This window comes from Blastococcus sp. SYSU DS0539 (assembly GCF_054050855.1).
Genome location: NZ_JBJHAF010000001.1, coordinates 116,293 through 141,711 on the forward strand (window position 1 = coordinate 116,293; position 25,419 = coordinate 141,711).

20 protein-coding genes are annotated in these 25,419 nt (G+C 75.0%); 15 read left to right on the top strand and 5 right to left on the bottom strand.

Annotated elements, in window-relative coordinates; translation table 11 throughout:
- Positions 1-5: 5 nt before the first annotated feature.
- Together ACI790_RS00560 and ACI790_RS00565 are read left to right on the top strand one after the other, a co-directional pair.
- On the top strand, positions 6-1,613 hold the full coding sequence (locus tag ACI790_RS00560; protein WP_456567826.1) for an SIR2 family protein: 1,608 nt from the start codon (positions 6-8) through the stop codon (positions 1,611-1,613).
- Between the two features lie 40 nt (positions 1,614-1,653).
- A complete protein-coding gene (locus ACI790_RS00565; protein ID WP_456567827.1) occupies positions 1,654-2,883 on the top strand; it encodes a cytochrome P450 in 1,230 nt (409 codons plus the stop codon).
- Between the two features lie 110 nt (positions 2,884-2,993).
- Here the strand turns inward: ACI790_RS00565 and ACI790_RS00570 are convergent, their stop codons facing one another.
- A complete protein-coding gene (locus tag ACI790_RS00570) occupies positions 2,994-5,315 on the bottom strand; it encodes an ATP-binding domain-containing protein (RefSeq protein WP_456567828.1) in 2,322 nt (773 codons plus the stop codon).
- A gap of 306 nt (positions 5,316-5,621) precedes the next feature.
- Positions 5,622-6,395, bottom strand: a complete 774-nt coding sequence (locus ACI790_RS00575; protein WP_456567829.1) for a hemerythrin domain-containing protein — start codon at positions 6,393-6,395, stop codon at positions 5,622-5,624.
- 263 nt (positions 6,396-6,658) lie between these two features.
- Between ACI790_RS00575 and ACI790_RS00580 the strand changes: the two genes are divergently transcribed.
- The 5 genes from ACI790_RS00580 (at position 6,659) to ACI790_RS00600 (ending at position 12,551) form a co-directional block, all read left to right on the top strand.
- Positions 6,659-7,459 (top strand): alpha/beta fold hydrolase, encoded by an 801-nt coding sequence (locus ACI790_RS00580; RefSeq protein ID WP_456567830.1) that lies wholly within the window; start codon positions 6,659-6,661, stop codon positions 7,457-7,459.
- A 19-nt stretch (positions 7,460-7,478) separates the two neighbouring features.
- The gene (locus tag ACI790_RS00585) at positions 7,479-9,743 is read left to right on the top strand and encodes a SpoIIE family protein phosphatase (RefSeq protein ID WP_456567831.1); all 2,265 of its coding nucleotides are present in this window, start codon (positions 7,479-7,481) and stop codon (positions 9,741-9,743) included.
- Between the two features lie 127 nt (positions 9,744-9,870).
- Positions 9,871-10,176 (top strand): hypothetical protein, encoded by a 306-nt coding sequence (locus tag ACI790_RS00590; RefSeq protein ID WP_456567832.1) that lies wholly within the window; start codon positions 9,871-9,873, stop codon positions 10,174-10,176.
- Between the two features lie 141 nt (positions 10,177-10,317).
- The gene (locus tag ACI790_RS00595; RefSeq protein WP_456567833.1) at positions 10,318-11,478 is read left to right on the top strand and encodes an acyl-CoA dehydrogenase family protein; all 1,161 of its coding nucleotides are present in this window, start codon (positions 10,318-10,320) and stop codon (positions 11,476-11,478) included.
- A complete protein-coding gene (locus ACI790_RS00600; protein ID WP_456567834.1) occupies positions 11,478-12,551 on the top strand; it encodes an acyl-CoA dehydrogenase family protein in 1,074 nt (357 codons plus the stop codon). The genes ACI790_RS00595 and ACI790_RS00600 overlap by 1 nt, the downstream gene beginning before the upstream one ends.
- Before the next feature lie 28 nt (positions 12,552-12,579).
- On the opposite strand, the gene ACI790_RS00605 is transcribed toward ACI790_RS00600, so the two are convergent.
- The 3 genes from ACI790_RS00605 to ACI790_RS00615 form a co-directional block, all read right to left on the bottom strand.
- The gene (locus ACI790_RS00605; RefSeq protein WP_456567835.1) at positions 12,580-13,794 is read right to left on the bottom strand and encodes an MFS transporter; all 1,215 of its coding nucleotides are present in this window, start codon (positions 13,792-13,794) and stop codon (positions 12,580-12,582) included.
- A 70-nt stretch (positions 13,795-13,864) separates the two neighbouring features.
- A complete protein-coding gene (locus ACI790_RS00610; protein WP_456567836.1) occupies positions 13,865-14,623 on the bottom strand; it encodes an SDR family NAD(P)-dependent oxidoreductase in 759 nt (252 codons plus the stop codon).
- A gap of 35 nt (positions 14,624-14,658) precedes the next feature.
- Complete coding sequence (locus ACI790_RS00615; RefSeq protein ID WP_456567837.1) at positions 14,659-15,381, bottom strand: GntR family transcriptional regulator; 723 nt, start codon at positions 15,379-15,381, stop codon at positions 14,659-14,661.
- A 207-nt stretch (positions 15,382-15,588) separates the two neighbouring features.
- On the opposite strand from ACI790_RS00615, the gene ACI790_RS00620 reads away from it, so the two are divergent.
- Genes ACI790_RS00620 through ACI790_RS00655 form a run of 8 tightly spaced genes read left to right on the top strand, consistent with a single transcriptional unit; the run spans position 15,589 to position 25,413 of the window.
- Complete coding sequence (locus tag ACI790_RS00620; RefSeq protein ID WP_456567838.1) at positions 15,589-16,608, top strand: TAXI family TRAP transporter solute-binding subunit; 1,020 nt, start codon at positions 15,589-15,591, stop codon at positions 16,606-16,608.
- A 17-nt stretch (positions 16,609-16,625) separates the two neighbouring features.
- Entirely contained in the window at positions 16,626-17,201 is a 576-nt protein-coding gene (locus ACI790_RS00625; protein WP_456567839.1) for a hypothetical protein, read from the top strand.
- Positions 17,201-19,501 (top strand): TRAP transporter permease, encoded by a 2,301-nt coding sequence (locus tag ACI790_RS00630; RefSeq protein ID WP_456567840.1) that lies wholly within the window; start codon positions 17,201-17,203, stop codon positions 19,499-19,501. Before ACI790_RS00625 ends, ACI790_RS00630 begins: the two co-directional genes overlap by 1 nt.
- A complete protein-coding gene (locus ACI790_RS00635) occupies positions 19,498-20,346 on the top strand; it encodes a DUF6282 family protein (protein WP_456567841.1) in 849 nt (282 codons plus the stop codon). The genes ACI790_RS00630 and ACI790_RS00635 overlap by 4 nt, the downstream gene beginning before the upstream one ends.
- A complete protein-coding gene (locus tag ACI790_RS00640) occupies positions 20,343-22,547 on the top strand; it encodes an Ldh family oxidoreductase (protein WP_456567842.1) in 2,205 nt (734 codons plus the stop codon). Before ACI790_RS00635 ends, ACI790_RS00640 begins: the two co-directional genes overlap by 4 nt.
- Positions 22,540-23,796 (top strand): MFS transporter, encoded by a 1,257-nt coding sequence (locus tag ACI790_RS00645; RefSeq protein WP_456567843.1) that lies wholly within the window; start codon positions 22,540-22,542, stop codon positions 23,794-23,796. The genes ACI790_RS00640 and ACI790_RS00645 overlap by 8 nt, the downstream gene beginning before the upstream one ends.
- Before the next feature lie 40 nt (positions 23,797-23,836).
- On the top strand, positions 23,837-24,520 hold the full coding sequence (locus tag ACI790_RS00650; RefSeq protein WP_456567844.1) for an RraA family protein: 684 nt from the start codon (positions 23,837-23,839) through the stop codon (positions 24,518-24,520).
- Positions 24,517-25,413 carry a DUF1932 domain-containing protein gene (locus tag ACI790_RS00655; RefSeq protein WP_456567845.1) on the top strand — a complete coding sequence of 299 codons (897 nt, stop codon included), beginning with the start codon at positions 24,517-24,519 and terminating at the stop codon, positions 25,411-25,413. The genes ACI790_RS00650 and ACI790_RS00655 overlap by 4 nt, the downstream gene beginning before the upstream one ends.
- The last annotated feature ends 6 nt before the right edge of the window (positions 25,414-25,419 follow it).

The following is a 25,419-nucleotide window of genomic DNA, read 5'->3' on the forward strand; positions in this document are numbered from 1 at the left end:
CCGGCGTGAGTGGACACGTCTTCGTCGTCGGCGCGGACCTCACCCGGCTCTCCTGCGACGACGTGCTGGTGCCCACCGACCGCTCCCTGCGGGTGGCCCGGAGCTGGCGTCCGCTGTTCCCCGACGAGCTGATCACCGACCAGCAGGCGGAGGGTGACTGCCTCGGCATGGCCTGGTCCGGCGACGAGCGGGTGCTCGAGGTCCCCGGGGACGGCTCCCGGCGGGCCTGGCTGGTCGACACCGTGGACGACGGCGGCCGCGGGCTGCCCTGGCTGCTCGACGGCGCCCGCGAGGCGCTGGCCGCCGTCGCCCGGCGCCGGGTGACCGAGCCGGCGCACGGGCGGGCGCGGCGGCTGGTGGGGCTGCCCGCGCTGGGTACCGGCTGGGGCGGCGCCGCCGGACAGCGCGGAGCGCTGCTGCAGCAGCTGCTGCCGGTGCTCCGGGAGGCCGCCGAGGAGCACGGCTTCGACGTCGCCCTGGTGCTGCGCGGGCCCAGCGACCTGGCCGCCGCCCAGCGGGTGCGCCGCGGCGAGGACGGCGGCTGGGACCTCCCCGGGCATCTCCGCGAGCTCGCCGAGGACCTGGGGGAGCGGGCCCGCCGCGGTCAGCTGGCGCTGTTCATCGGCGCCGGCGTGAGCGCGGCGGCGGGGCTGCCGACGTGGCCGGAGCTGGTCGACGAGCTGGCCACCCGCTCCGGGCTGGACGACGACCTCCGCGAGGGGCTGTCCCGGCTGCCCCCGCAGGACTCGGCCGCGCTGCTGGCGCGGGAGCTGGGAACGGCGGAGCTCGAGGCGTTCGTCGCCGACCGGTTCGGCCCCGGGTCGTACGCGCTGGCGCACGCGCTGATCGCCGACCTCCCGGTGCAGGAGTTCGTGACCACCAACTACGACCCGCTGGTGGAGCTGGCCGCCGCCGACATCGGCCGGCAGGTGACGGTGCTGCCGTACGAGGAGGCCCGCCCCGGGGCGCCGTGGCTGCTGAAGCTGCACGGGGACGCCGGGCACCCGGAGAGCGTGGTGCTGACCCGCGAGGAGTACCTGCAGTTCGGCGCGCAGGGCGCGGCGCTGGCCGGGGTGCTGCACTCGCTGCTGCTGACCCGCCACGTGCTGTTCGTCGGCACCTCGATGCTGGACGACGACCTGATCCGGATCGCCCACCAGGTGCGCACCGCGCTGCAGACCCAGGGGTCGGGCACCGCCCGGCGCACCGGCACGGTGCTGGCCCTGCGGGAGGACGCGGCCCGCGCCCGGCTGTGGGAGCAGGACGTCGAGACGGTGGCGATGAGCCCGGCCGACGGCGAGCCGGCCGAGGCCGCGCGCCGGCTGGAGGTGCTGCTGGACCTGATCGGCTGCGTGTCCACGCCACCGACCGGCTACCTGCTGGACCCGGCCTACCGCGGCCTGCTCAACGACGAGGAGCGGGCGCTGGCCGGGGCGCTGCGCTGCGTCGCGGACGCGCTGCCCGAGGACGCGTCGTCCACGGCCGCGCTGGAGGTCGCCGCGCTGCTCCGCCGGCTGGGGCACGGCAGCTCCGCCGCCGACGGCGAGGCTCCACCCCCGGACGCCGCCGGCCGGCCCCCCGACGACCGCACGCCGGAGCAGCGGCCGGCCTGAACACGGTTGTCCGGGGCGTCTGCTGGGCAGGCAGAGACGTATGCCTCGACTCGAGAACGGCCTGAAGTTGCTGGCGAAGGGCTACGCGTGGCTGCCCGACGAGCGGCGCCGGGCGAGCGGCCGCACGGTCGCCACCCGGCTGGGCGGGATGCCGGCGTACGGCATCGAGGGCCCCGAGGCCGCGCGGTTCCTCTACGACGAGGACCACGTGCGCCGGTCGCACGCCATCCCGGAGCCGGTGCAGGGCACGCTCTTCGGCAAGGGAGCGGTGCACAGCCTCGACGGCGAGATGCACCGGGTCCGCAAGGCGATGTTCGTCGCGCTGCTGATGCGCGAGGACGGCATCGCCTCCCTGGTGGAGCAGGCGACCACGGCCTGGGGCGAGGCGTCCCGGGAGTGGGCGCACCGGCCGCAGATCGTCGTCTTCGACGAGGCCAGCCGGGTGATCGCCGGCTCGGTCACCCGCTGGGCCGGGATCCCGCTGCCCGACGAGGAGGTGCCGGACCTGGCCCGGGACCTGGTCGCGTTGGTCGACGGGTTCGCCACCGGCGGGCCGCGGCACGTGCGGGCCCGCCGGGCGCGCGGCCGCCGGGAGAAGTGGCTGTCGCAGCTGGTCTGCGACGTGCGCAGCGGCCAGGCCGTCGTCGAGGAGGGGACGGCGGTCGACGTGGTGTGCCGGCACCGGGACGCCGACGGCACGCAGCTGCCGCCGCACGTGGCCGCCGTCGAGCTGCTCAACATCATCCGGCCGACGACGGCGGTCGCCTGGTTCCTGGCCTTCTCCGGGCACGCGCTGGTGCGCTGGCCGGAGCACCGCGAGCGGCTGGCGAGCGGGGATCCGGCGTTCGCCGAGGCGTGGGCCCACGAGGTGCGCCGGTTCTACCCGTTCGCGCCGTTCATCGGCGGCCGGGCGCCGCGCGAGGTGGAGTTCGACGGGGTGACGATCCCGGAGAACGCGATGGTGCTGCTCGACCTGTACGGGCAGAACCACGACCCCGAGCTGTGGGGCGATCCGTACGCGTTCCGTCCCGAGCGGTTCCTCGGCCGGGACATCGGCGCCTTCGAGCTGGTGCCCCAGGGCGCCGGCGACCCGCGAACCGGCCACCGCTGCCCGGGCGAGCAGCTCACCGTCGGGCTGCTGGCGGGGCTGGCGGTGGAGCTGGCCCGGCTCGACTACGAGGTGCCCGAGCAGGACCTCACCATCGCGCTGCACCGGATCCCGGCCCGGCCGGCCAGCGGCGTGGTGCTGCGGGTGCGCGGCCGGGGCTGAGGTACTCCTCCCGGGACAGTCCGTCTCTGCCCACGAGGGCTGGGCAGAGACGGACTGTCGGCAGACCTCGGTCGTGCCGGGCCGGCATCAGGGCCTGAGCACACCCCCGCTCAGCGCGGGTCGAGGCCCTTCAGCTCGGGGGGCAGCTCGCCGGGGTGGACGACGCCGAGCCGCTGGGTGGCACGGGTGAGCGCGACGTAGAGGTCGTTGTGGCCGCGCACGCCCTCGGTGAGGACGCCGACGGGGTCGGCGACCAGCACCGAGTCGAACTCCAGGCCCTTGCTCCCCTCGGGGGTGAGGACGACCGGGCCGGCGGTGAGGTCGCCGTCGGCCGAGGCCGACGGGAGGGCCGCGCGCACGGCTGCGGTCACCGCGTCGACGCGGCTGCGCGGGACGATGACGGCGAGCGTCCCCTCGGCGGCGTCGAGCTCGGCGGCCGCGTCCGCCACCGCGGCGACCAGCTCGTCCTCGGGCACCTGGCGGGCCCACGGCCGCTCGCCGGTGGAGCGCACCGACCGGGCCGCCGACGTGGCCGCCCCGCCCGCGGCGAGCACCTCGGCGGCGACGTCCATGATCTCCGCGGGCGTGCGGTAGTTGACGGTCAGCTCCTCCAGGCGCCAGCCGCGCATGTCCCGCGGGCCGAGCGCCGGCTCGAGCACCTCTGCCCAGCTGGAGGCGCCGGCGGCCGAGCCGGTCTGGGCGACGTCGCCGACCAGCGTCATCGACCGGGTGGGGCAGCGGCGCAGCAGCACCCGCCAGGCCATGGCCGAGAGTTCCTGCGCCTCGTCGACCATGACGTGCCCGTAGGTCCAGGTGCGGTCGGTGGCCGCGCGCTGGGCCGTCGAGCGGTGGTCGGTGACCTCCTGCCGCTCGGCCAGGCCCTCGGCGTCGAGCAGGTCACCGGCAGAGAGCTCCTCGGACTCGTCCTCGGTCTCCCAGTCGGTGGAGCGGGAGCCGTGCAGCAGGTCGAGGGTCTCCTGGGCGTGCTGCAGCCGGCGCTGCCGCTCCCGGTGGGCCTCGGCGCGCTCGGCGCTGTCGTCGACGCCGAGCAGCTCGTCGACCTCCTCCAGCAGCGGGACGTCGGCGGGGGTCCACGGCGCGGACGGCGGCCGGAGCAGCAGCGCGCGGTCGGCATCGGACCAGCCGCGGGTCGCCGCCTCCAGCCGCGGGCGCGACGCGAACAGGTCGCGCAGCAGCTTCTCGGCGGTGAGCCGGGGCCACAGCCGGTCGACGAGCGCGTGGACGGCGGGCTCGGCGGCCACCTCCCGGCGCAGCGCGGCGACGTCGCCCTCACCGAGCAGATTGCCGCCGCCCAGCACGTTCTCACCCAGCTTGTCGGCGTACTTGCGGGCGATCAGGTCGAGAACGGCGCGCACGAACGCCGGCCGGGCCTCGTTGTGCAGCCGGGAGACGGCCCGGGCGCGGCTGCGGCACCGCGCGGCGTCGGCCTTGGTGAAGCGCAGCGGCGTCCCGTCGATGGTGAGGGCCACCGGCTTGTCGAGCACGGCCTGCCGGCCGCGGAGCGCGGCGGTGACGACGTCGACCATCGCCAGCCGTCCCTTCACCACGGCCACCTCCGGCCGCTCGGGGGCGTGCGCCTGCAGGCCGGGGCGCAGCCCACCGAGGTCGGCGAGCACCACGCCCGTCTCCCCCAGGGAGGGCAGCACGTCGGCGATGTAGCTGAGGAAGGTCGGGGAGGGGCCGACGATCAGCAGGCCGCTGCGGGCCAGCCGCTCCCGGTGCGTGTAGAGCAGGTAGGCGGCGCGGTGCAGGGCGACCGCCGTCTTCCCGGTTCCGGGGCCACCCTGCACGACCAGGACACCGCGGTGGTCGGCGCGGATGATCCGGTCCTGCTCGGCCTGGATGGTGCGCACGATGTCGTTCATCCGGCCGGTGCGGGTGGCGTTGAGCGCCGCCAGCAGCACCGACTCGCCGGCCATACCCGACCGCTGGACGAGCTCGGGATCGGTGAGGTCGAGGGTCTCGTCGGTGAGGCTCACGACCGTGCGGCCGCGGGTGCGGATGTGTCGGCGGCGCCGGACGCCGAGGTCGTGCAGCGGCGTGGCCGTGTAGAAGGGCTGGGCCGCCGGGGCGCGCCAGTCGACGAGCAGCGGCTCGTCGCGGCCGTCGTCGGCGTTCAGCCCGATCCGGCCGACGTAGCGCGCGACCTCGCTGTCGTGCCGGTCGAGCCGGCCGAAGCACAGCCCGCTGTCGGCGGCGTCGAGGGCGACGATCCGCTGGGAGTGCAGTTCGACGGCGGCCTCGCGCTCACCGATCGCCTGCGGGTTGTGCGGCACGGTGGCCAGCGCTTCCTGGAGCCGGGTGACGGTGCGCGCCCGGACCTCGTCGAGCCGCTGGTGCAGGCCGGTGACGTAGCCCTGCTCCGCCGCGAGGTCGGCGTCCTGCGTCGCTGCCTGTCGTGCTGTCGTCAATGCCCGTCGCTTCCGTCGTCAGTTCCGGCGGACAACTATCGTCCGCGCGGCCTCCCGAGGCACGGCAGGCGGGCTGTGAGCCTCCGCCCAAAGGCAACCTCGGCGTCATCCCGAGGACATCCCGGCTGCCTACCGTCGGGGACACACACTCGGAGGGGGCAGCCATGAGCACGACGACGACCGAGGAGCGGACGACCTGGGTCTGCGACAACTGCCGCGGGCAGGCGGTCACCCCGCGCAAGCGCTGCCGGGAGTGCGGGACGTCCCGCTACTGAGCCCGGCCGGGCACCTGCCGGTGGCGGGCGCTCAGACGGCGGGCGGGGCGCCGCGCAGCCGCACCACAGCGGCGCGGTAGCGGCCGCCGCCGTACAGGCGCCAGGCCAGCCGGGTCGAGCGCGGCACCCCGCTGAGCAGGCGGGCGCGGTCACCGGCGCAGGAGTCCTCCAGCGCGAGCCCGAGCACCAGCAGCTGCTGGCGACCGGAGAGCCCGCACCGTGCGGTCCGGATGGTCGCCGTCCAGTCGGCGTCGGTGAGGTGCCGGTCGAGCAGCGGGAGGAGGGTCGCCTCCTCCTCGGCGGTCTGCGCGGCGACGTCCTCGGCGAGGCGCCGGCAGGCCCGGGCGAAGCCGTCCCGGGCGCGTCCGCTGCCGCACACGACCCACTGCCGGGCGGTGGTGTCCAGGTCGCGGAGCGCGGCGTCGATGTGCGAGCAGGCCAGGGTCCAGGCGGCGACGGCGGCCTCGGCGGCGGGGCGGTCGGCCTCCGGGGCGGCCCGCAGCAGGGCCGGCCAGACGGACTCCCGTTCCACGGCGTGGTGGTGCAGCAGCACCCGGGCGAGCAGCTCGGCGTGGCAGGCGAGCATCCCGGTGCGGGCGCACTCGCCGTCGGGTGCCCAGGTGGCGACGTCGGCCAGGGTGCGCAGCTCCCGGCGCACGAGCTGGTGCAGCACGCGCTGGTAGGCGGCGGCCCGGCCGGAAGGCCTGGGCGGTGCGGCGGCCGGGACGACTCCGTCGGCCGGCGTGGGCTCGGCCGCGGACCGGGGGGAGGGGATGGCGGGGAAACGGACCGCGACAGCGGTCATGGCACGCACCTCGTTCGGCGGCTCGGGCCGGTGCTCCGGGCGGGCCGGAGCGGAATGCCGCGGAGCGTAGGGGCACCCGGGCCCCGCCCGACAGCGGTTGTCCGGGCCCGGTGACGCGTCCGGGTCGCGTCCCGGCGGCGCGCGGCGGTCCGTCGTCCGGGGCTCACCGACGGTGAGCGTGCCGGGAGAACCTGCGCGGTCCGGTTCCGCGCGGAGCGCGGAGATCGACGACACCGGGCTCCAACTCGACTACGGTCGGCTGCGTGGGCAGCGTCGTGGCACGCAACCGGGTGACCGTCATCGGACCCCCGGAGGGGCGGCCGATGGTGTTCGCCCACGGATTCGGCTGCGACCAGAGCCTGTGGCGCCTGGTCGCCCCGGACTTCGCCGTCGACCACCGGGTGGTGCTGTTCGACCACGTCGGCTCCGGGCAGTCGGACCTGTCGGCCTACGACCCCGAGAAGTACGGGTCGCTGCGGGGGTACGCGGCCGACGTCGTCGAGATCTGCCGCGAGCTGGAGCTCTCCGACGTCGTCTTCGTGGGGCACTCGGTCAGCGCGATGATCGGGGTGCTGGCCTACCACCGGGCGCCGGAGCTGTTCGGTGCGCTGGTGATGGTGGGCCCGAGCCCGCGCTACATCGACGAGGGCGACTACGTCGGCGGGTTCAGCCGCAGCGACATCGTGGGGCTGCTCGACGCGCTGGACAGCAACCACCTCGGCTGGTCGGCGCAGATGGCACCGGTGATCATGGGCAACCCGGAGCGGCCGGAGCTGGCCGAGGAGCTCACCAACAGCTTCTGCCGGACCGCGCCGCACATCGCCCGCCAGTTCGCGCGGGTGACGTTCCTGTCGGACAACCGGGCCGACCTGTGCGGGATCGACGTGCCCACGCTGGTGCTGCAGTGCAGTGCCGACGCGATCGCGCCGGACGTGGTGGGCGAGTACGTGCACCGCGCGATCGCCGGCAGCGTGCTGGTGCGCATGCGGGCCAGCGGGCACGTACCCCAGCTGTCCGCGCCGGAGGAGACGACGGCCGCCATCCGCGCGTTCCTGACGCCGTGACCCCCCGGGGCGGCGGGTCGTGACCGGCCCGGAGGACGCGCGCGACCCGGCGAGCCGGCTGAACCGGCTGCTGGACGAGGACCCGGCCGACCTTTACGAGAACGCGCCGATGGGCTACCTGTCCACGCTGCCCGACGGCCGGATCGTGAAGGCCAACCGGACGTTCTGCGCCTGGACCGGCCGGCTGCCGCAGGACCTGCTCGACAGCCGGATCCACGACCTGCTCAGCGTGGGCGGGCGGGTGTTCTACGAGACGCACCTGGTCCCGCTGCTGCGCATGCAGGGCGCGGTGCGCGAGATCGCCATCGACATCACCCGGATCGACGGCACGCTGCTGCCGTGCCTGCTCAACGCCGTCGAGGTGCGCGACGACGACGGCGCGCCGCTGCTGGTCCGCGCGACGCTGTTCGAGGCGACCGCGCGGCGCCGCTACGAGCGCGAGCTGCTGGCGGCGCAGCGGCTGGCCGAGGAGTCGGAGGCCCGGTCACGGGTGGTGCAGAAGGTCGTGTTCGACCTGGCCGCCGCGATGACACCGGAGGACGTCGCGACGGTGATCGTGCAGCGCGGGCGGGCGGCGATGCGGGCCGGTGGGGCGGCCCTGGTGATGGTCGACGGCGAGGCCGACGACCCGCGGGAGCTGCCCGCGCTGCGGCCGGTCCGCGCCGAGGGGCTGTCGCGCGAGCTGCTGCGCCGGCTGCGCGAGGCGGCCGGGAGCCGGCTGGCGCTGGAGCTGGCGCAGGGGCTGCGGTCGATCGTCCTCGATGTCCGGCTCCGCGCCGACCAGCCGAAGCTGGCGGAGACGATGGCGGCCGACGGGCTGACCGACCTGGTGATCGTGCCGGTCTCGGCCGACTCCAAGCGGCTGGGGGTGCTGGTGCTGGCGCGGGGGACGTCGGCCCGCGGCGACCTCATCAGCCTGGAGGAGCCCGGGGAGCACCAGCCGCTGAGCCCGGCGGAGGTGGACCTGCTGTGGACGCTGGGCCGGCAGGCCGGCCAGGCGCTCGAGCGGGTGCGGCTGTACGAGCAGACCCGTCAGCAGGGGGAGCGATCGGCCTTCCTGCTGGAGGCCTCGCGGCTCATGGCCGATGCGGCGGACGTCGCCGAGACCGTCGAGCGGCTGTCCGGGCTGGTGGTCTCCGGGCTGGCCGACGTCTGCGTGATCGACCTGGTCACCGAGCAGGGGATGACCCGCCCCATCGCCCGGCACCGCGACCCGGCGCGCCAGCCGTGGCTGGACCGGCTGCGGGAGAGCCAGCTGGCGCAGCACTCCCCGGTGCACCCGGTGGCCCGGGCGCTCCGCGAGGGCCGGACGCAGTGGGTGCGCGACGTCGCGGAGGCCCGGGACCTGTTCGAGGCGGTCACCGTCGACAGCGCGCTGCTCCACGCCGCCCGGCGGCTGGAGCTGACCGGGCTGGTCAGCGTCCCGATGATCGTCGACGGCCGCCGGCTCGGTGTGGTCACGCTAGCCGTGGACCGGCGGCGGCCGCCGTTCACCGCCGCCGACGTGGACGTGGCCGAGCAGCTGGCGCTGCAGCTGGCCCAGGTCGTGGACAAGGTGCAGCGGTTCGAGTTCGAGGAACGGACGTCGCACACGCTGCAGGCCAGCCTGCTGCCGCCGTCGCCCCCGCAGCTGCCGTCCCTCACGACGGCGGTGCGGTACGTCGCGGCGACGCAGGGCGTCGACGTCGGCGGCGACTTCTACGACGTCGTCCGGCTGCCCGGGGACCAGGTCGCGCTGGTGGTGGGGGACGTCGTCGGCCACGACATCACGGCCGCCGCGACGATGGGGCAGCTGCGCAGCGTGACCCGGGCGATGTCGGCCGACCGGCCGACGCCCGCCGTGCTGATCGACCGGCTGCAGCACAACTGGGACCTGTTCGAGCTGCAGCGGATGGCGACGGCGCTGTTCGCGACGCTGGACCCGGCGACGGGCGAGCTGCGGATCGCCTCGGCCGGGCACCTGCCGCCGCTGCTGTGCACGCCGGGGACGGCGGAGTACCTGCCGGTGCGGCCGACCCGCATGCTGGGCGCACCCCCGGCGCCCGCGGAGGAGTGGACCGGCGTGCTGCCGGTGGGGGCGACGCTGCTGCTGTTCACCGACGGGCTGGTGGAGAGCCGCGGCGCCGACATCGACGAGGGGCTGGACCGGCTGCTGGAGGTGGCGGCGCGCTCCTGCACGGCGGACCCGGAGGAGCTGTGCGACCGGCTGCTCGCGGAGCTGACCGGGGTGCACCGGGCCGACGACATCGCGCTGCTGGCGCTGACCCGCCGCCCGGCGCCGTGACTCCGGGGGCCGTATTCCAGTAGCCGGACCCGGGGCCCCGCTCCAGGGGCCGCAACTCCGAATGTCCCGACCACTTCCGGCCGCCGCCGTTTCGCGTCACCATGGAGTGACCCGGCAGGAGGCGGTCATGGACTCGTCGGCTCGTTCGAACCCGGTCACCGAGGCGATCGACGGTGCGACCGGTGACTGGTCGTTGTCCGGGGACGCGATGCGCTGGTCACCGGAGCTGGCCGAGCGGGCGCCGGCCACCGGGGAGCTCGGCGGGCTGGACCCCGGATCCGGCGTCGGGGCGGCACTGGGCCTCGACGTGCCGGGCGTCCGCCGGCTGGTGTCGGAGGCGCTGACGTCGCTGGGCACGGTGGCCACCGACGTCGTCACCGAGCTGCGCCAGCTGACCCGCGGGGCGTCCTCGGAGGACGAGCCGGAGCGATGACGCCCTCCGCGGGCCGCGCCGTTGGCGCAGGCCGCCGCGGCGGGAACCGGGGCCCGCGCACCCGGTGACGGGGCCCGGCGGACAGTGCGGTTTCCGGGCCCTGTAGAACCGCAGTGGGCACGACCACACCTGGGGAGTCGCATGAGCAACTCGTTGACACTGGCACCCGCACCGCGGTCCGAGGCGGCGGAGCAGGTCCGGGCGGAGGTGCGCGACTTCCTCGCCGCCGAGCTGGCCGCCGGCACGTTCCGCACGCACGTGGACACCTGGCTGTCCGGCGTCGACCCGGCCTTCTCGAAGAAGCTGGGCGAGCGCGGCTGGCTCGGGATGACCTGGCCGAAGAAGTACGGCGGGCACGAGCGCTCGGCGATGGAGCGCTACGCCGTCACCGAGGAGCTGCTGGCCGCGGGCGCCCCGGTGGCCGCGCACTGGATCGCCGACCGGCAGTCGGGCCCCAACCTGCTCACCTACGGCACCGAGAAGCAGCGGCAGGAGATCCTGCCGCGCATCGTCGCGGGGGAGTGCTACTTCGTCATCGGGATGAGCGAGCCGGACTCCGGCTCCGACCTGGCCTCGATCCGCACGAAGGCCACCCGCAACGGCGACGGCGACTGGGTGGTCAACGGCGCGAAGGTGTGGACGTCGAACGCGCACCACTCCCACTACGGGATCGTGCTGGTGCGCACCTCGCCGTCGGACCCGGCGAACCGGCACGCGGGCATGTCGCAGCTGCTGGTCGACCTGTCGCTGCCGGGCATCACGATCAACCCGATCCGCATCCTCGACGGCGGCCACCACTTCAACGAGGTGGTGTTCGAGGACGTCGTCGTCCCCGGCGACATGCTGCTGGGCGAGGAGGGCAACGGCTGGCACCAGGTGACCGCCGAGCTGGCCTTCGAGCGGTCCGGCCCGGAGCGGTTCCTGTCGACGTATCCCCTTGTCGCCGAGTTCGGCCGCCGGGTCGCCGAGACGGGCGATCCCGCGCAGCTCGCCGTCCTCGGGCGGCTGTCGTCGCGGGTGCTGGCGCTGCGCCAGATGTCGCTGCGCATCGCGGCGGCGCTGGACCGCGGCGAGCTGCCGAACATCCCGGCGGCGCTGGTGAAGGACGTCGGGACGACGTTCGAGGCCGACATCATCGAGGAGATCCGCAAGGTCGTCGACGTGACGCCGTCGCTCGACTCGCCGGATCCGCTGGCCCGGTCACTCGCCGAGGCGCAGTTGCACCAGCCGGGCTTCACCCTGCGCGGCGGTACCAACGAGATCCTGCGCGGGATCGTCGCTCGTGGATTGGGGCTGCGCTGATGGCAACCGACCAGGACCTGGTGGTCGAGACGGTCCGGGACATCCTCGGCTCGCACGAGCCGTTCGTGCTGACCGCCGACCGGCGCTGGGACGAGCGGCTGTGGGCGGCGCTGGCCGAGGCCGGGCTGACCGGCGTCGGGCTGCCCGAGGAGGCCGGTGGCTCCGGCGGTGAGCTGGCCGACGCGGTGGCGATCGTCCGGACGCTGGCGGCCGGTGCCGCGGCGGTGCCGGTGGCCGAGCAGCTGCTGGTGGCTGGGCCCGCGCTGGTGGCGGCGGACCTCGAGCTGCCCTCGCCCGAGCAGCCGACGACCGTCGCGATCGCCGACGCGGTGACGGTGCACCCGGTGGACAACGGGGACGGGCCGGGCCGGTTCACGCTGTCGGGCACGGTTCCCGACGTCGCGTGGGCGGGGGCGGCGACGTCCGTCGTCGTCCTCGTGCCGGCGCCGGCGGGGATGACGGGATCCGTCCTGGCGCTGGTCGACGCCTCGTCGCTGCCGGCGACCGACGCGTTCAACCTGGCCGGCGAGCCGCGCGGGGCGCTGGTGCTGGACCAGGTCGGTGCGTCCGGGGCGCTGCTCACGACGGCGCAGGCGGACGAGGTGCGGGCCCGCTACGCGTTGGCGCGTGCGGTGCAGCTCGCCGCGGCGCTGGAGCAGGTGCTGGCGTGGACGGTGCAGTACGCGGGCGAGCGCCAGCAGTTCGGCCGGCCGCTGGGCAAGTTCCAAGCGATCCAGATGGAGCTGGCCGAGATGGCCGGCGAGGTGACCGCGGTGACGGCGCTGACCGACGCCGCGGTGCAGGCGCTGGACCGGGGCGAGAACGTCGTCCTGGCCGCCGCGGCCGCGAAGGTGCGGGCCGGCGCCGCCGTCGAGGTCGTGGCCCGGCTGGCGCACCAGGTGCACGGGGCGATCGGCTTCACCCAGGAGCACAAGCTGCACCACCTGACGCGGCGGCTGTGGTCGTGGCGGGACGAGGCCGGCAGCGAGCTGGCGTGGTCCCGCGTGCTCGGTGCCGGGGTGCTCGCCGACGGGCCGGACGGTCTCTGGCCGGCGTTGACCCGCGTGGTCTGAGCCGTGCCCTCCGGGCCCGGCGCCTGAGTCAGCGAGCGGCGCGCTCGGAGAGCACCAGCAGGGTGGCCGCCGCGAGCGCGCAGCCGGCGACCACGGTGAACCCGGCGCCGTAGCCGGAGGCGGTGATCAGCGCGCCGCCGGCGATCGGTGCCACCACCCGGCCGAACTGGCCGACCAGGGCCTGCTGGCCGGACACCGTCGCGAACACCACCCCGGGCACGTACTGCCCGAGGAGTGCCGGGCGGGCGATGTTGAGGACCCCGAAGCCCACGCCGAACAGGAGCACGAACACGACGGTGGCCGCCGGCTGGGGGAGCAGGAACAGCAGCATCACCCCGAGCGCCTGCCCGGCGACCATCGCGGCGGTGACGTTGCCGATGCCCAGCCGGGCGGCGAGCACGGTGAGGACCACCCGCCCGGTCACCGAGAGCGCGCCGAGCGCGCCGGCCGCCAGCGCGGCGAGCCCGGGTGGTGCCCCGGCCTCGAGCAGGTAGGCCACCAGGAAGACCACGACCACCGCGTTCGCCACCATCTGCAACGCCGTGGCCAGGGTCAGCCAGCGCACCGCGGGCCGTCGCCAGGCCGCGCCGGTGCCCCGGTAGGGAGCGAGGTCGGGAACCGTCGTGGCGTCCGGCGCGCCCGCGCCGGCCCCCGGCGGCGGTCCGGGATCGGGGCGGCCGTCGGGCGCCAGGCCCAGGTCGGCGGGTGCCCGGCGCAGCAGCAGCGCGTGCGGCACGGCGCACGCCGCTACGACCGCGGCGAGCACGACCAGCGCCGATCGCCAGCCGAGCAGCTCGATGAGGAACTGCGACGTCGGCAGGAAGATCGTCGAGGCGAACCCGGCCACCACGGTCAGGGTCAGCAGCGCCTTCGCCCGATCGCGGCGGAACCAGGTGTTGATCACCGCGTACGCCGGCTCGTAGAGCACCGCGGCGCTGGCCAACCCGATGCCCGTGAAGGCCAGGTACAGGCCGAGGAGTCCCTCCGCCTGCGACCACGCCAGCACCGAGGCGCCCCCCAGCAGGCTGCCGGCGGTCATGATCCAGCGGGGACCGGAGCGGTCCAGCCACCGGCCCACGACCACCCCGCCGATCCCGGTCAGGGCCAGGGCGAGGGTGAGCGCGCCGGAGAGCTGGGCGGTCGAGGCACCCAGCTCCTCGCGCATCGGCACGAGGAAGACGGCGAAGGAGTAGTAGAGGACGCCGTAGGAGACGGTCTCGGTGACCGAGAGCGCCCAGACCATTCGCCAGCCCGGGAAGTCCCGCCGCCGCCCGGTTCCCGTGCCGGTGCCCGCCCCGGCCGTCAGGGGACGGTCATCCCTTCCTGCGGGCGATCTTCCCGGAGCCCGCCTGGTCCAGCGGGTAGACGAGGACGTCGGCGATCACCACGTGCGGCGGCTGCCCGGCGATCCAGGTGACGACGTTCGCGATGTCCTGCGGCGCCAGCGGGGTGACGCCCTCGTAGACGGCGTCGGCCGCCTGCTGGTCGCCGTGGAAACGGACGACGGAGAACTCGGTCTCGACCATCCCCGGATCGACCTCGCTGACCTTGACGCCGCTGCCGAGGACGTCCATCCGCATGCCGCGGGTGATCCGCTCGACGGCGGCCTTGGTGGCGCAGTAGACGGTGCCGCCGGGGTAGACCTCGCGGCCGGCGTTCGATCCGACGTTGATGACGTGACCCGAGCCGCGCTCGACCATGCCGGGGAGCACCGCGCCCGACACGTTGAGCAGGCCGCGCACGTTCGTGTCGAGCATCTGGTCCCAGTCGTCCGGGTCGTCCTTGTGCAGAGGGGTCCTGCCGCGGGCGAGCCCGGCGTTGTTGACCAGCACGTCGATCGGCGAGAAGTCCTCGGGCAGGGACCCGAGCGCGGCGTTCACCGCAGCCCGGTCGCGCACGTCGAGCGCCAGGGGGAGCACGGCCCCGTCGTGCTGCGCCGCGAGCTCCTCGAGCCGGTCGGTGCGGCGGGCGGCGGCGACGACACGCGCACCCTGGGCGAGGAAGGCATCGACGCAGGCGCGGCCGATGCCGCTCGATGCGCCGGTGACCAGGACGACGGGGGGGTGGGCCATGGGTCGCTTCTTCCGGTCGGGGATGGGAGGTGCGGTCACCGGCCGGAGCCCAGTGCCCGCGGGGACGGGGAGGCCACGGGATCGAGGCACGCGTAGGTGTCGCCGTCGGGGTGGATGTCGAGGTAGGAGTCGCGGGACAGTGCGATGTGGCTGTGCATCGCCTCCGCGGCGCGGTGGGCCTCGCCCGCGGCGATGAGCTCGGCCACCCGACGGTGCTCCGCCCAGGCGCGCGGCGCGATCGAGGACACCAGGGGGGCGAAGAACCAGCGGCTGCGGTGGGAGAGCTGCTCGCCGAACTCCAGGAGGATGTGGTTGCGGGCGCACTCCAGCACGGCGCGGTGGAACCGGGCGGTGTGGGCGGCCATCTCCTGGGCCGGGGCACCCAGCGCCCAGTCGGCGTCGGCCTGGTCGCAGATCTCCAGCAACCGCACGGCGTCCGCGGCGGTGCAGCGCTCGGCGGCCAGGCGCGCGGCCTCACGCTCCACGAACTCCCGGGCCTCGAAGAACTCGTGCACCTCCTGGGCCGTCGGCTGGTTGACGAAGGCCCCGTACCGCGGGCGGATCGTGATCCAGCCGTCCCGGTGCAACCGCTGCAGCGCCTCGCGGACCGGGCCCCGGCTCACGCCCAGCTGCGAGGCCAGCCGTTCCTCGACCAGGTGGTCGCCGGGCGCCAGACTGCGGCTGATCAGCAGTTCCTGCAGCCGCTCGTACACGTGCTCACGGAGCGGCAGCGTCGCGATCGGTCGTTCCTGCTGCACCGGACCGCACCTCCGCGCGACGTGGGGGAATCGTCATCGTCCCGTGACAATGTAAACAGTAGACAGCCGTTTTGTGAACTGGTTCACTCCTGTGTGACCTGCTCCACTGCACGGGCACGTGCCACTCGGGTGCGGTGGGGCCGTCATGCGGTTCCTGCCGTCGGCCCTCCAGCCCGACTCCATCCGCATCCGACAGGAAGGCCACTGATGACCACGACCCTCGGTACCTCCTCCGGCAAGCGCTCCCGCTTGCTCCTCTCCCTCGGGGTCGTGACGACCCTCGCCCTCGCCGCGTGCGGAGGTGACGACGCCGAGGAGCCGGCCGCCGGTGGCGGTGGCGAGGCCGGCCAGGAGTTCAACGAGCAGTTGACCTTCGCCACCGGTGGCACCGGCGGCGTCTACTACCCCTACGGCGGTGGTATGGCCAACCTCCTGAGCTCCGAGATCCCCGGCCTCACGGTCACCGTCCAGGAGACCAACGCGTCGGTCGACAACATGCAGCTGCTGGACACCAACCAGGCGCAGATGGCCCTGGCCCTCGGCGACGTCGTGTCCGACGCCGCGAACGGGGAGAACACCTTCAGCGAGCCGCTGGACATCTGCTCGCTGGGCAACACCTACAACAACTTCGTGCACTTCTTCACGACCGCCGACACCGGCATCACCTCGATCGAGGACCTGGCGGGCAAGCGCGTCTCGCCCGGCGCCGTGGGCTCGGCGTCGGAGGTCACCGCCGACCGGATCATGCAGGCTGCCGGCGTCGACCCGCAGGCCGACATCGAGCGCGTCCAGCTGGGCGTGGCCGAGACGGTCGCCGCGATCCAGGACGGCACGGTGGACGCCGGCGCCTGGTCCGGTGGCCTGCCCACCGGCGCGATCGTCGACCTCGCGAGCACCAGTGACCTGGTGCTCATCCCGACCGGTCAGTACGCCGAGCCGCTCTCCGAGGAGTACGGCGACTACTACTTCGCCGAGGACATCCCGGCCGGCACCTACGAAGGCCAGGACGAGGCCGTGCCGAACGTGGTGTCGCCGAACATCCTCGTCGTCCGCACCGACATGGACGAGGCCCTCCAGGAGGCCATCACCCGCACCATCTTCGAGAACGAGGAGCAGCTGATCACCGTGCACCCCGCGGCCGAGGAGCTGAACGCGGAGACGGCTGACGACGTCGAGTTCATCGAGACCTGCCCCGGCGCGCAGGCCTACTTCGACTCGGTCGGCTGACCCCTTCCCGAAACCCCGTGCTGCTGCCGGGCGCCGGACCGTCGTCCGGCCCCGGCAGCCGCGGGGCGTCCCGCCCGCCGATCATGCGCCGCCGCCTGCTGCTCGCCGTGCTCGCCGTGCTCGCGGTGCTCGCCGGAGCCGGCGGCGTCGCAGCGATCGCCGCGCGGGGTGACGCGCAGCAGGCGGTCGTCGTGCGCGGGCCGGACGGGAAGCTCATCGCGCAGGTCCCGCTCGCCGGCGACACCTTCGCCGTCGGGTACCGCAACAGCATCTACCGGACGCTCGCCGAGGAGCGTTACCGGGTGCTCCCGGATGGCCGGTTCGAGCTGGTCGAGCTGGCGGCCGAGCAGGTCGCGGTCCTCGAGGAGTACTACGCCGTCCCGGGCGCCCCGCGACCGTCACCGCCGGGCGACCGGCTCCCGTTCGTGGTGGACCCCGACCCGAGCCGACCGGCTGTTTTCGAGCAGCTCCGCATCGCCGCGACCGACCTCGGGGAGCGCACACTGTTCGTGCCCGGCTCCGAGCCGGTCCCGATCTGGCAGCGCGTCGTCACCGAAGACCCCTCCGTGATACTCGACATCGAGGAGAGCTGATGAATCTCCGACGCTGGACGCAGAAGCAGGCCGGGCCCGAGCCGGCCGACGGCGGCGGCGCGACCGCGGTGGCCGGCCGCCCCGGCACCGACCGGGACGACGTCCCGGGGGCACCGCCGTCCAGCGCGGGCGCGCGCGAGGGGGTCGAGGACGCCTCCACCATCGACAAGAGCCCCGGCGGCGACCGGGACGTCGATCCGGACACGATCGACGAGGAGGCGCTGCTCGCCGAGTTCGAGGCGGAGAAGCCGGCGCGGCACCTCACCGGCATCCCGGGGCACGTCGTCGCGGTCGTGGGCGTGGGGCTGGCCCTCTTCGCCCTCTACTGGGTGTTCAACCCCATGCCGCGGCAGGTGTACCTCCCGACGTTCCTCAGCATCGGGTTGTTCCTGACCTTCCTGACCTACCGCGGGTGGGGCCGGTCGGACAAGGACAAGCTGAAGGGCAAGGCCGACCACCCGAACGTCCTCGACTGGCTCCTCGCCCTGGCGTCGCTGGTGCCGGCCATCTACATGGTGCGGGACTGGCAGGGCTTCTTCCGCCGGGCCATCGTCCCGACCGACACCGACCTCATCATCGGCACCCTGCTCGTCGTCCTGGTGCTGGAGGCGGCCCGGCGCACGGTGGGCCTGCTGGTCCCGATCGTGGTGGCCGCCTTCCTGGCCATGGCCTACTTCGGTACCTCCATGCCGAGCCCGTTCACCACCGCGGACTTCCAGTGGCCGCGGCTCATCGGGCACAACGTCATGGGGACCCAGGGCATCTTCGGCGTACCGCTCGACGTCGCCGCGACCTACATCATCCTGTTCACCATCTACGGGGCGGTGCTGGCGGCCTCGGGCGCGACGAAGTTCTTCATCGACCTGTCGTTCGCCGCCTTCGGCCAGTCGGCGGCCGGTCCCGGCCGCACGGTCACCCTGTCCGGCTTCCTGCTCGGCACGGTGTCGGGCTCCGGCGTGGCGACGACGGTGACCCTCGGTGGCTTCGGCTGGCCGCTGCTGCGCAAGGCCGGCTACTCGTCGGAGGCCGGCGGCGGTGTGCTCGCCGCGGCCGGTATCGGCGCGATCATGTCGCCGCCCACCCTCGGCGCCGCGGCGTTCATCATCGCCGAGCTGCTCAACGTCTCCTACCTCGAGGTGCTGATCTGGGCGACGATCCCGACGATCCTGTACTACCTCGGGATCATCCTGGCGATCGAGTTCGACGCCCGCCGGCACGGCACGCACCAGGTCGAGGTGGAGGAGAAGTCGGCGTGGCGGCTGCTGTTCCGGTTCGGATACCACTTCAGCTCGCTGGCCGCGATCGTCTTCTTCCTGGCTCTGGGCTACACGCCCTTCCGCGCCGTCGTGTACGCCACCGCGCTGGCCTTCCTGCTGAGCTTCCTGGACCGCGAGCACTGGATGACGCCGAAGCGGATCTGGCACGCGCTCGGCCAGGGCGCAGTCGGCGCCCTCTCGGTCATCCCCGTCATGGCGGTCGCCGGGATCATCGTCGGCGTCATGACGCTCACCGGTCTGGCGCTGCGGCTCGCGGGCATCATCGTCGACTTCGCCGGCGGCAGCCTGGCGCTGACCGCGCTGTTCTCGGCCATCGTCGTCGTGCTGCTCGGGCTGGCGGTACCGGTCACGGCGAGCTTCATCATCTCGTTCGTGATCATCTCGCCGGCTCTGCAGCAGGTGGGCGTCGAGCCGTTCGCCGCCGCGATGTTCATCTTCTACTACGCGGTGCTCAGCGAGGTCTCGCCGCCGACGGCCCTCTCGCCGTTCGCCGCGGCCGCGATCACCGGTGGCAAACCGGTGCCCACCATGTGGCTCACCTGGAAGTACACGCTGCCGGCCTTCCTCGTGCCGTTCATCTTCGTGCTGTCGCCCAACGGGGTCGGGCTGCTCTTCGAGGGCGGCGCTGCCACGGTCGCCATCGCCTTCGTCGCCTCCGCGCTCGCCGTCGGCGCGCTCGCCGTGGTCACCGGCAAGTGGCTGGTCGGCCCGGCCGGCTGGCCGGAGCGGGTGTTCTTCCTGGGCGCGGCGCTCGCGCTGCTGGTGATGGAGCCGCTGTGGATCGGCGTGGGCCTCGCACTCGGCTTCGTCGGCACCCTGGTGCACCTGTTCCTGCGCCGGCGCGCCGGGCACTCCGTGGGCGGGCCGCTCGGCGCGATGCTGCCGGGTGAGGACAGCGAACCCGCGGAGGCGCCGAAGGCGTCCGGTGCGCCGGCCGGCTCCGGAGCGACGACCACCGCACCGTCGAGCACGACCGGCAGCGACACCCGCGGGAGCGGTGGCACGGGCGGAGTGGCTCCGTGACGACGCTCATCGGCGGGGTCGCGGACCTGCACGTCCACGGCGCACCCAGTCTGGTGGAGCGGCACGGGCTCGACCACGAGGTGCTGGGCGCGCACGGGGACGTCGGGATCGACTTCGCGGTGCTCAAGGCGCACGAGGGGTCGACGGTGGAGCGGGCGGTGCTCGCCGCCGGTCGCGAGGCCGCCGCGGGGGTGGAGGTGGTCGGCGGCATCGTGCTCAACTCCCCGGTGGGAGGCGCCAACCCGGATGCGGTCGAGGTCGCCGCACGGCTCGGCGGGCGCGTGGTCTGGATGCCCACGGTCTCCGCCCCCGCGCACATCGCCTCGGTGTCGAGCCCGGAGCTGTCGGTCCACCGCAACCTGGCCTTCCGGCAGGTCGACGTCCTCGACGACGCGGGCGACCTGCTGCCGGGCTGGCACGACGTCCTCGACGTCGTCGCGGCGCACGACCTGGTGCTCGCCTCGGGCCACCTCACCTGTGCGCAGGCCCTGGTCCTCTTCCGCGCGGCGAAGGCGGCCGGGGTCACCCGGATGCTCCTGAACCACCCGCGGATGCCGTTCCTCGAGTGGGACGATGCCGCCGCGCCGGAGTTCGCCCGGCTCGGCGTCGTGCTCGAGCTGGGGATCCTGCCCGACATCCTGACCACGGACGGGCCGCCGTCGACGACCCTCGGCGAGGTCTACCCGCACGACATGCTCGCCTTCGGCGGCGACCTCGGCCACGCCCACTACCCGACGATGCAGGAGGCGCTGCCGGGCTGGCTCGCCGACCTCGAGCGATCGGTCGGGGAGTCCGGCACGGAGCTGATCATGACCACGGTGGGCCGCCGGCTGGTGCAGCGGTGATCCGCATCGCGCTGCTCCCCGGCGACGGCGTCGGGGCAGAGGTGCTCGACGGGCCGTCCCGGCTGCTGCGCCGGCTCGCCGAGGAGGGCGCGGTCGAGGTGACCGGTCCCTGGCCGGTGGGGGCGCGGGCCGCGGCGGACGAGGGGTCCGTGCTGCCGGAGGCGACCCTCGAGGCCTGTGACGCCGCGGACGCCCTGCTGCTCGGCGCCGTGGGGGAGGACCCGCGCGTGCCGCCGGAGGTGTGCCCCCGTCCCGAGGTGGCCCTGCACCGGCTCCGCGAGCGGTACGACCTGCGGATCTCGGTGCGGGAGGTCCCCGTCGACGAGGAGAGCACCCTCACCGTCGTCCGCAACCTCATCGGCGGCTCCTACGGCGGCGCCGCGGACCGCACGTTCAGCACCGACGGCGGGGAGGCCGCCGACGTCCTCCGGCTGACGCCCGAGCGGGTGGCCGAGGTGGTGCACCTCGCCGTCGACGTGCTCGAGCAGCGGGCCGCCGCGACCGGACGCCCGGGCCGCCTCGTCTCGGTCGACAAGGCGAACCTGTACGCCACCGGCCGGCTCTGGCGGCAGACCGCCACGGAGGTCGCGGACGCCCGCGGCGTCCCGGTGGAGCACCGCTACGTCGACCGCGCCGCGTTCGAGCTCGGGTCGGGCGCCGCCGTCCCGGACGTGATGGTCACCGAGGGGCTGCTCGGGGACATCCTGAGCGACCTCGCGGCCGGCCGGGCGGGCTCCCCCGCGCTGTGCGGATCGGCCTCCATCCACCCGGGCGCGCCGCTCCGCGGCCGGTGCCAGGGCCTGTTCGAGCCGGCCCACGGCTCGGCGCCCCGCCGCGCCGGCCTGGACCAGGCCGACCCGCTGGGCGGGTTCCTCGCCCTCGTGTCCCTCCTCGAGCACTTCGACGAGACCCGGCCGATCGGCGAGCGGCTGCGGAGGGCGACCCGCACCGTGCTGCGGGAGGGACCCTGGACCTACGACCTCGCACCGGACGGGGTGGCGCCGGCCGCCACGTCGGAGGTCGCCGACGCCGTGCTCGCCGCGTTCGAGGCCGATGCCCCGGACGGGGCGCCGGCCGCGGGGAGACCCGCCGCCGGCCCGGCGGCCGTCGAGGAACCGGTGGTGCGGGTGCCGGCCGCCGCGTTGGAGGCGTGGACCGCCGACGTGCTGGAAGCCGTCGGCGTGCGGCCCCGGTACGCCCGCGCGGTCGCCCACGTGCTCGGCTACGCCGACCTGTCGGGCATCGACTCGCACGGCATCGCCCGGCTGCCGGCCTACGTCACGATGATCGGCAACGGCTCGATCGCCGCGGACGGCGAGCCGACCGTGCACTCCGACGGCGGGGCGGTCGCCCTGGTCGACGGGCACGGCCTGCTCGGCCACCCGGTGACCGAGGTGGCGCTGGCCGAGGCGGTGGAGCGGGCCCGGCGGTCCGGGGTTGGGTGGGTGAACGTGCGCCGCAGCAGCCACCACGGGGCCAGCGGCTCCTACGCCTACGACGCGGCGCGGCAGGGGCTGGTCTGCCTGGTCGCCACCAACACCGGCCCGGTGGTCGCGCCCGCCGGCGCGTACCGGCCCTACCTCGGCACCAACCCACTGGCGCTGGGCATGCCGGTCGCCGGCGAGGAGCCGATGGTCTTCGACATGGCCACCTCGGCCGTCGCCGGGGGCAAGTTCGAGATCGCGCTGCGCACCGGCAGGTCGGTGCCCTCGGGGTGGGGGCTGACCCCCGACGGCCAGGACACCACCGACCCGGCGGCCGTCTACCCCGGGAAGGGGGCGCTGCTCCCGCTCGGCAGCGACCGCGAGCGGTCCAGCCACAAGGGGTACGGCCTCGGGCTGCTCGTCGAGCTCCTGACCGCCGTCCTGGCGGGGGGACCGTTCGGCCCCGGCGTCGGCAACCTGACCTTCCGGTCCGGCGCCCGCCCCCCGGACACCAGCCACCTCGTCGTCGTCCTCGACCCGGCCCGGCTGGGGGAGCCCGGGACGATGCAGGAACGCACCCGCCGGCTGCTGACCGAGCTGCGCGACCTCGCACCGGTCGACGAGGGGGTCGCCGTCCGCACCCCCGGCCAACGGTCGGCGGCCGAACGGGCGCTGCGCCGGGAGCGGGGCGTCCCGCTGGACGCCGGGACGCACGCCGCGCTCCTGGAGCTGGCCGACCGCGTCGGCCGGCCCCTCGGCACCCCGGTCCGTGGCTGATCCACCCCCGGACGCCGCGCCGCGGTCGACGACGCGGGCCACCCTGCAGGCGGTCGCCGTCTCCGTCCTCGGCGTGCTGCCGGCCTTCCTGGTCGGCGCGCTGGCGGTGCAGATCCGCGCCGACCTCGACGTCGGCCTGGGGCTGTTCGGCTTCGCCGCCGCGACGCTGTTCGCGGTGTCCGGGCTGTGCGCGCGGCCCGCCGGCCGGCTGGTGCAGCGGCTCGGCTCGGGGCGGGGCACCGCGCTGGCCGCCTGCCTGGCCATCGGCTCGCTGACCGCGGTGGCGCTCGCCCAGTCGCCGGTGTGGTTGATGCTGGCACTGGCCGTCGGCGGGCTGGGCAACGCGGTGGCGCAGCCCGCGGCCAACCTGGGGATCTCCGAGCTGGTCACCGAGCGGCGGCTGGGGCTGGCCTTCGGCATGAAGCAGGCCGCGATCCCCGCGGCGACCCTGCTGGGCGGGCTGGCCGTGCCGGGCATCGCGCTGGTCTTCGGCTGGCGGTGGGCGGCGGTGGCCGGGGTCGCGCTGGCCGTGTCGATCCTGGTCTGGTCGCAGGTCAGCGGGCGTGACGCGCGGGTGCACGCGCCGGCGGCCCGGGCGCCGGCCGGCACGGACAAGGGCCTGCCGCGGGGCGGCCTCCTCGTGCTCACCCTCGGCGGCTTCCTGGGCTCCTCGGCCGCCACCTCGACCGGGGTCTTCCTCGTCGACTCGGCGGTGGCCGCGGGCACGTCGCCGGCGGCGGCGGGGCTGCTCTTTGCCGCCTGCTCCGTGCTCGGCCTGGTCAACCGGGTCGGCTTCGGCTGGCTGGCCGACCGGCACCCGGACCGCAGCCGCTACCTGTTCATCGCCAACCTGCTGGCCAGCGGGGCGGTCGGCTACGCGCTGCTGGCCACCGGGCGGACGGTGCCGTTCCTCATCGGCTCCGCCATGGCCTACGGCCTCGGCTGGGGGTGGACCGGGCTCTTCCACTTCGCGGTCATCCGCGACAACCGGGCCGCCGCGGCGTCGGTCACCGGCTTCGTGCAGACCGGCCTCTCCCTGGGCGCGGCCAGCGGGCCGCTGGTCTTCGGCGTCGTCGCGCAGACGTTCTCCTACGCCGCGGCCTGGTCGGTGGCGGCGGCCCTCAGCCTGCTCGCCGCCCTGACGATCCGGGTCGCCCGGCGCATGGTCCGCCGCTCCCGAGGTCTGCCCGTGGCCGCGCTGCACCTGCGCCGGCACAAGGACGGCGCGCACGCCCAGGTCCCGACGTGACCAGGAAGTCCCCCGACCGCAGCACGAGGAAGAGGACGACATGAGCACCTGCCGACGCCATCCCCGGGGCCCGCGCCCGGACCCCGCCCTGCTGGAGCGCTGCCGGGCGCTGCCGACCAGCATCCTGTCCGACAGCATGGAGCGGACCGGCGGCGTCCGGGGGGTGCACCGGGTCCCCGGCGGGGACTGGCCGCGGGTGGCCGGCCCGGCCCTGACCGTCCGCACCCGGGCCGGGGACAACCTGGTCATCCACCGGGCGCTGGACCTCGCGGAGCCCGGCGACGTGCTCGTGGTCGACGGCGCGGGTTCGCTGGAGAGAGCCGTGCTCGGCGAGATCATGGCCCGCTACGCCGCCACCCGCGGGGTGGCCGCCGTGGTGGTCGACGGCGCCGTCCGGGACGCCGAGGGCCTGGCCGCCGGCCCGGTGCCGGTGTTCGCGCTGGGCATCAACCACCTCGGGCCGTACAAGGACGGGCCGGGCGAGGTGCACGGACCGGTCCAGGCGGGGGGCACGGTCGTGCGCTCCGGTGACGTCGTGGTCGGCGACGCCGACGGGGTGGTGGTGCTGCCGCACGAGCAGGCCGTCGAGGTGGTGGGCCGCGGCGAGGAGCGGCTGCGCGCCGAGGAGGAGCAGTTCGCCGCCATCGCCGCGGGCACCCTCGACCGCTCCTGGGTGCTGGCCGCGCTCGCGGAGGAGCACGTGGCCGGCGAGGACGCCCGGTGACCGGCCGCTGGGGGCTGATCGGCTTCGGGGAGGCCGGCCGGGTCATCGGCGGTGCGGTCGCCGCGGCCGGCGTGGACCTGGCGGTGCACGACCGGGTGCTGCTGGACGCCGCCCGCGGGCCGGCGGTCCGGGCGGCGATCGGGTCGGCCGGGGCCACCCCGGTCGACGACCCGGCGGGCCTCGCCGACCGGGAAGTCGTGCTCTCGCTGGTCACGCCCGGAACCGCGGTGGCCGCGGCGGCCGGGTTCGCCCCGCACGCGGCGGCCGGGGTCCTCTACGTCGACCTGAACTCCACGGAGCCCGCGACCAAGCACGAGGTGGCCGCGACGCTGACCGGCGTGCGGGTCGTCGACGGGGTGATGACCGGGGGCGGCATCACGCTGGACGGCGCCCGGATCCCCATCTCGCTGGCCGGCCCGGACGCGGCCGAGGCGGCCGGGCTGCTGACCGGTGCCGGGTTCAACGCCGCGGTGGTCGGGAGCGAGATCGGTGCCGCGGCGGCGCTGAAGATGCTGCGCAGCGTCGTCGTCAAGGGCATGGAGGGGCTCTGGGTGGAGGCGATGCTCGCCGCGCGTGAACTCGACGTCGTCGAGCCGCTGATGGCGATGGTCGAGGAGACGCTGGACCGCTACTCGACCCGGGAGTTCGCCACGATGCTGGTCGCCACGCACGTCGCCCACGCCGGCCGCCGGTCCGTGGAGGTGCGCATGGCCCGGGACACGGTTGCCGGGACCGGGGTCCCGCCGCTGCTGTCCAGCGGGCTGGTGCGGCGGCACGAGCTCAGCGCTCGGGGGCTGGCCGCGGCCGGCCACGAACCCGGCGTCGTGCCGCCCTCGCTGGCCGAAGCGCTGGACATCCTGCGGGCGCTCCCGCCCGAGGAGGCGCCGGGCTGAGCCGGG

What these genes read in the sequence shown, in the direction of transcription:
- ACI790_RS00565 (WP_456567827.1), top strand. Translation starts at nt 1,654, where the DNA reads ATGCCTCGACTCGAGAACGGCCTGAAGTTGCTGGCGAAGGGCTACGCG.
- ACI790_RS00575 (WP_456567829.1), bottom strand. Translation starts at nt 6,395, where the DNA reads ATGACCGCTGTCGCGGTCCGTTTCCCCGCCATCCCCTCCCCCCGGTCC.
- ACI790_RS00590 (WP_456567832.1), top strand. Translation starts at nt 9,871, where the DNA reads ATGGACTCGTCGGCTCGTTCGAACCCGGTCACCGAGGCGATCGACGGT.
- ACI790_RS00595 (WP_456567833.1), top strand. Translation starts at nt 10,318, where the DNA reads ATGAGCAACTCGTTGACACTGGCACCCGCACCGCGGTCCGAGGCGGCG.
- ACI790_RS00600 (WP_456567834.1), top strand. Translation starts at nt 11,478, where the DNA reads ATGGCAACCGACCAGGACCTGGTGGTCGAGACGGTCCGGGACATCCTC.
- ACI790_RS00605 (WP_456567835.1), bottom strand. Translation starts at nt 13,794, where the DNA reads ATGGTCTGGGCGCTCTCGGTCACCGAGACCGTCTCCTACGGCGTCCTC.
- ACI790_RS00610 (WP_456567836.1), bottom strand. Translation starts at nt 14,623, where the DNA reads ATGGCCCACCCCCCCGTCGTCCTGGTCACCGGCGCATCGAGCGGCATC.
- ACI790_RS00620 (WP_456567838.1), top strand. Translation starts at nt 15,589, where the DNA reads ATGACCACGACCCTCGGTACCTCCTCCGGCAAGCGCTCCCGCTTGCTC.
- ACI790_RS00630 (WP_456567840.1), top strand. Translation starts at nt 17,201, where the DNA reads ATGAATCTCCGACGCTGGACGCAGAAGCAGGCCGGGCCCGAGCCGGCC.
- ACI790_RS00650 (WP_456567844.1), top strand. Translation starts at nt 23,837, where the DNA reads ATGAGCACCTGCCGACGCCATCCCCGGGGCCCGCGCCCGGACCCCGCC.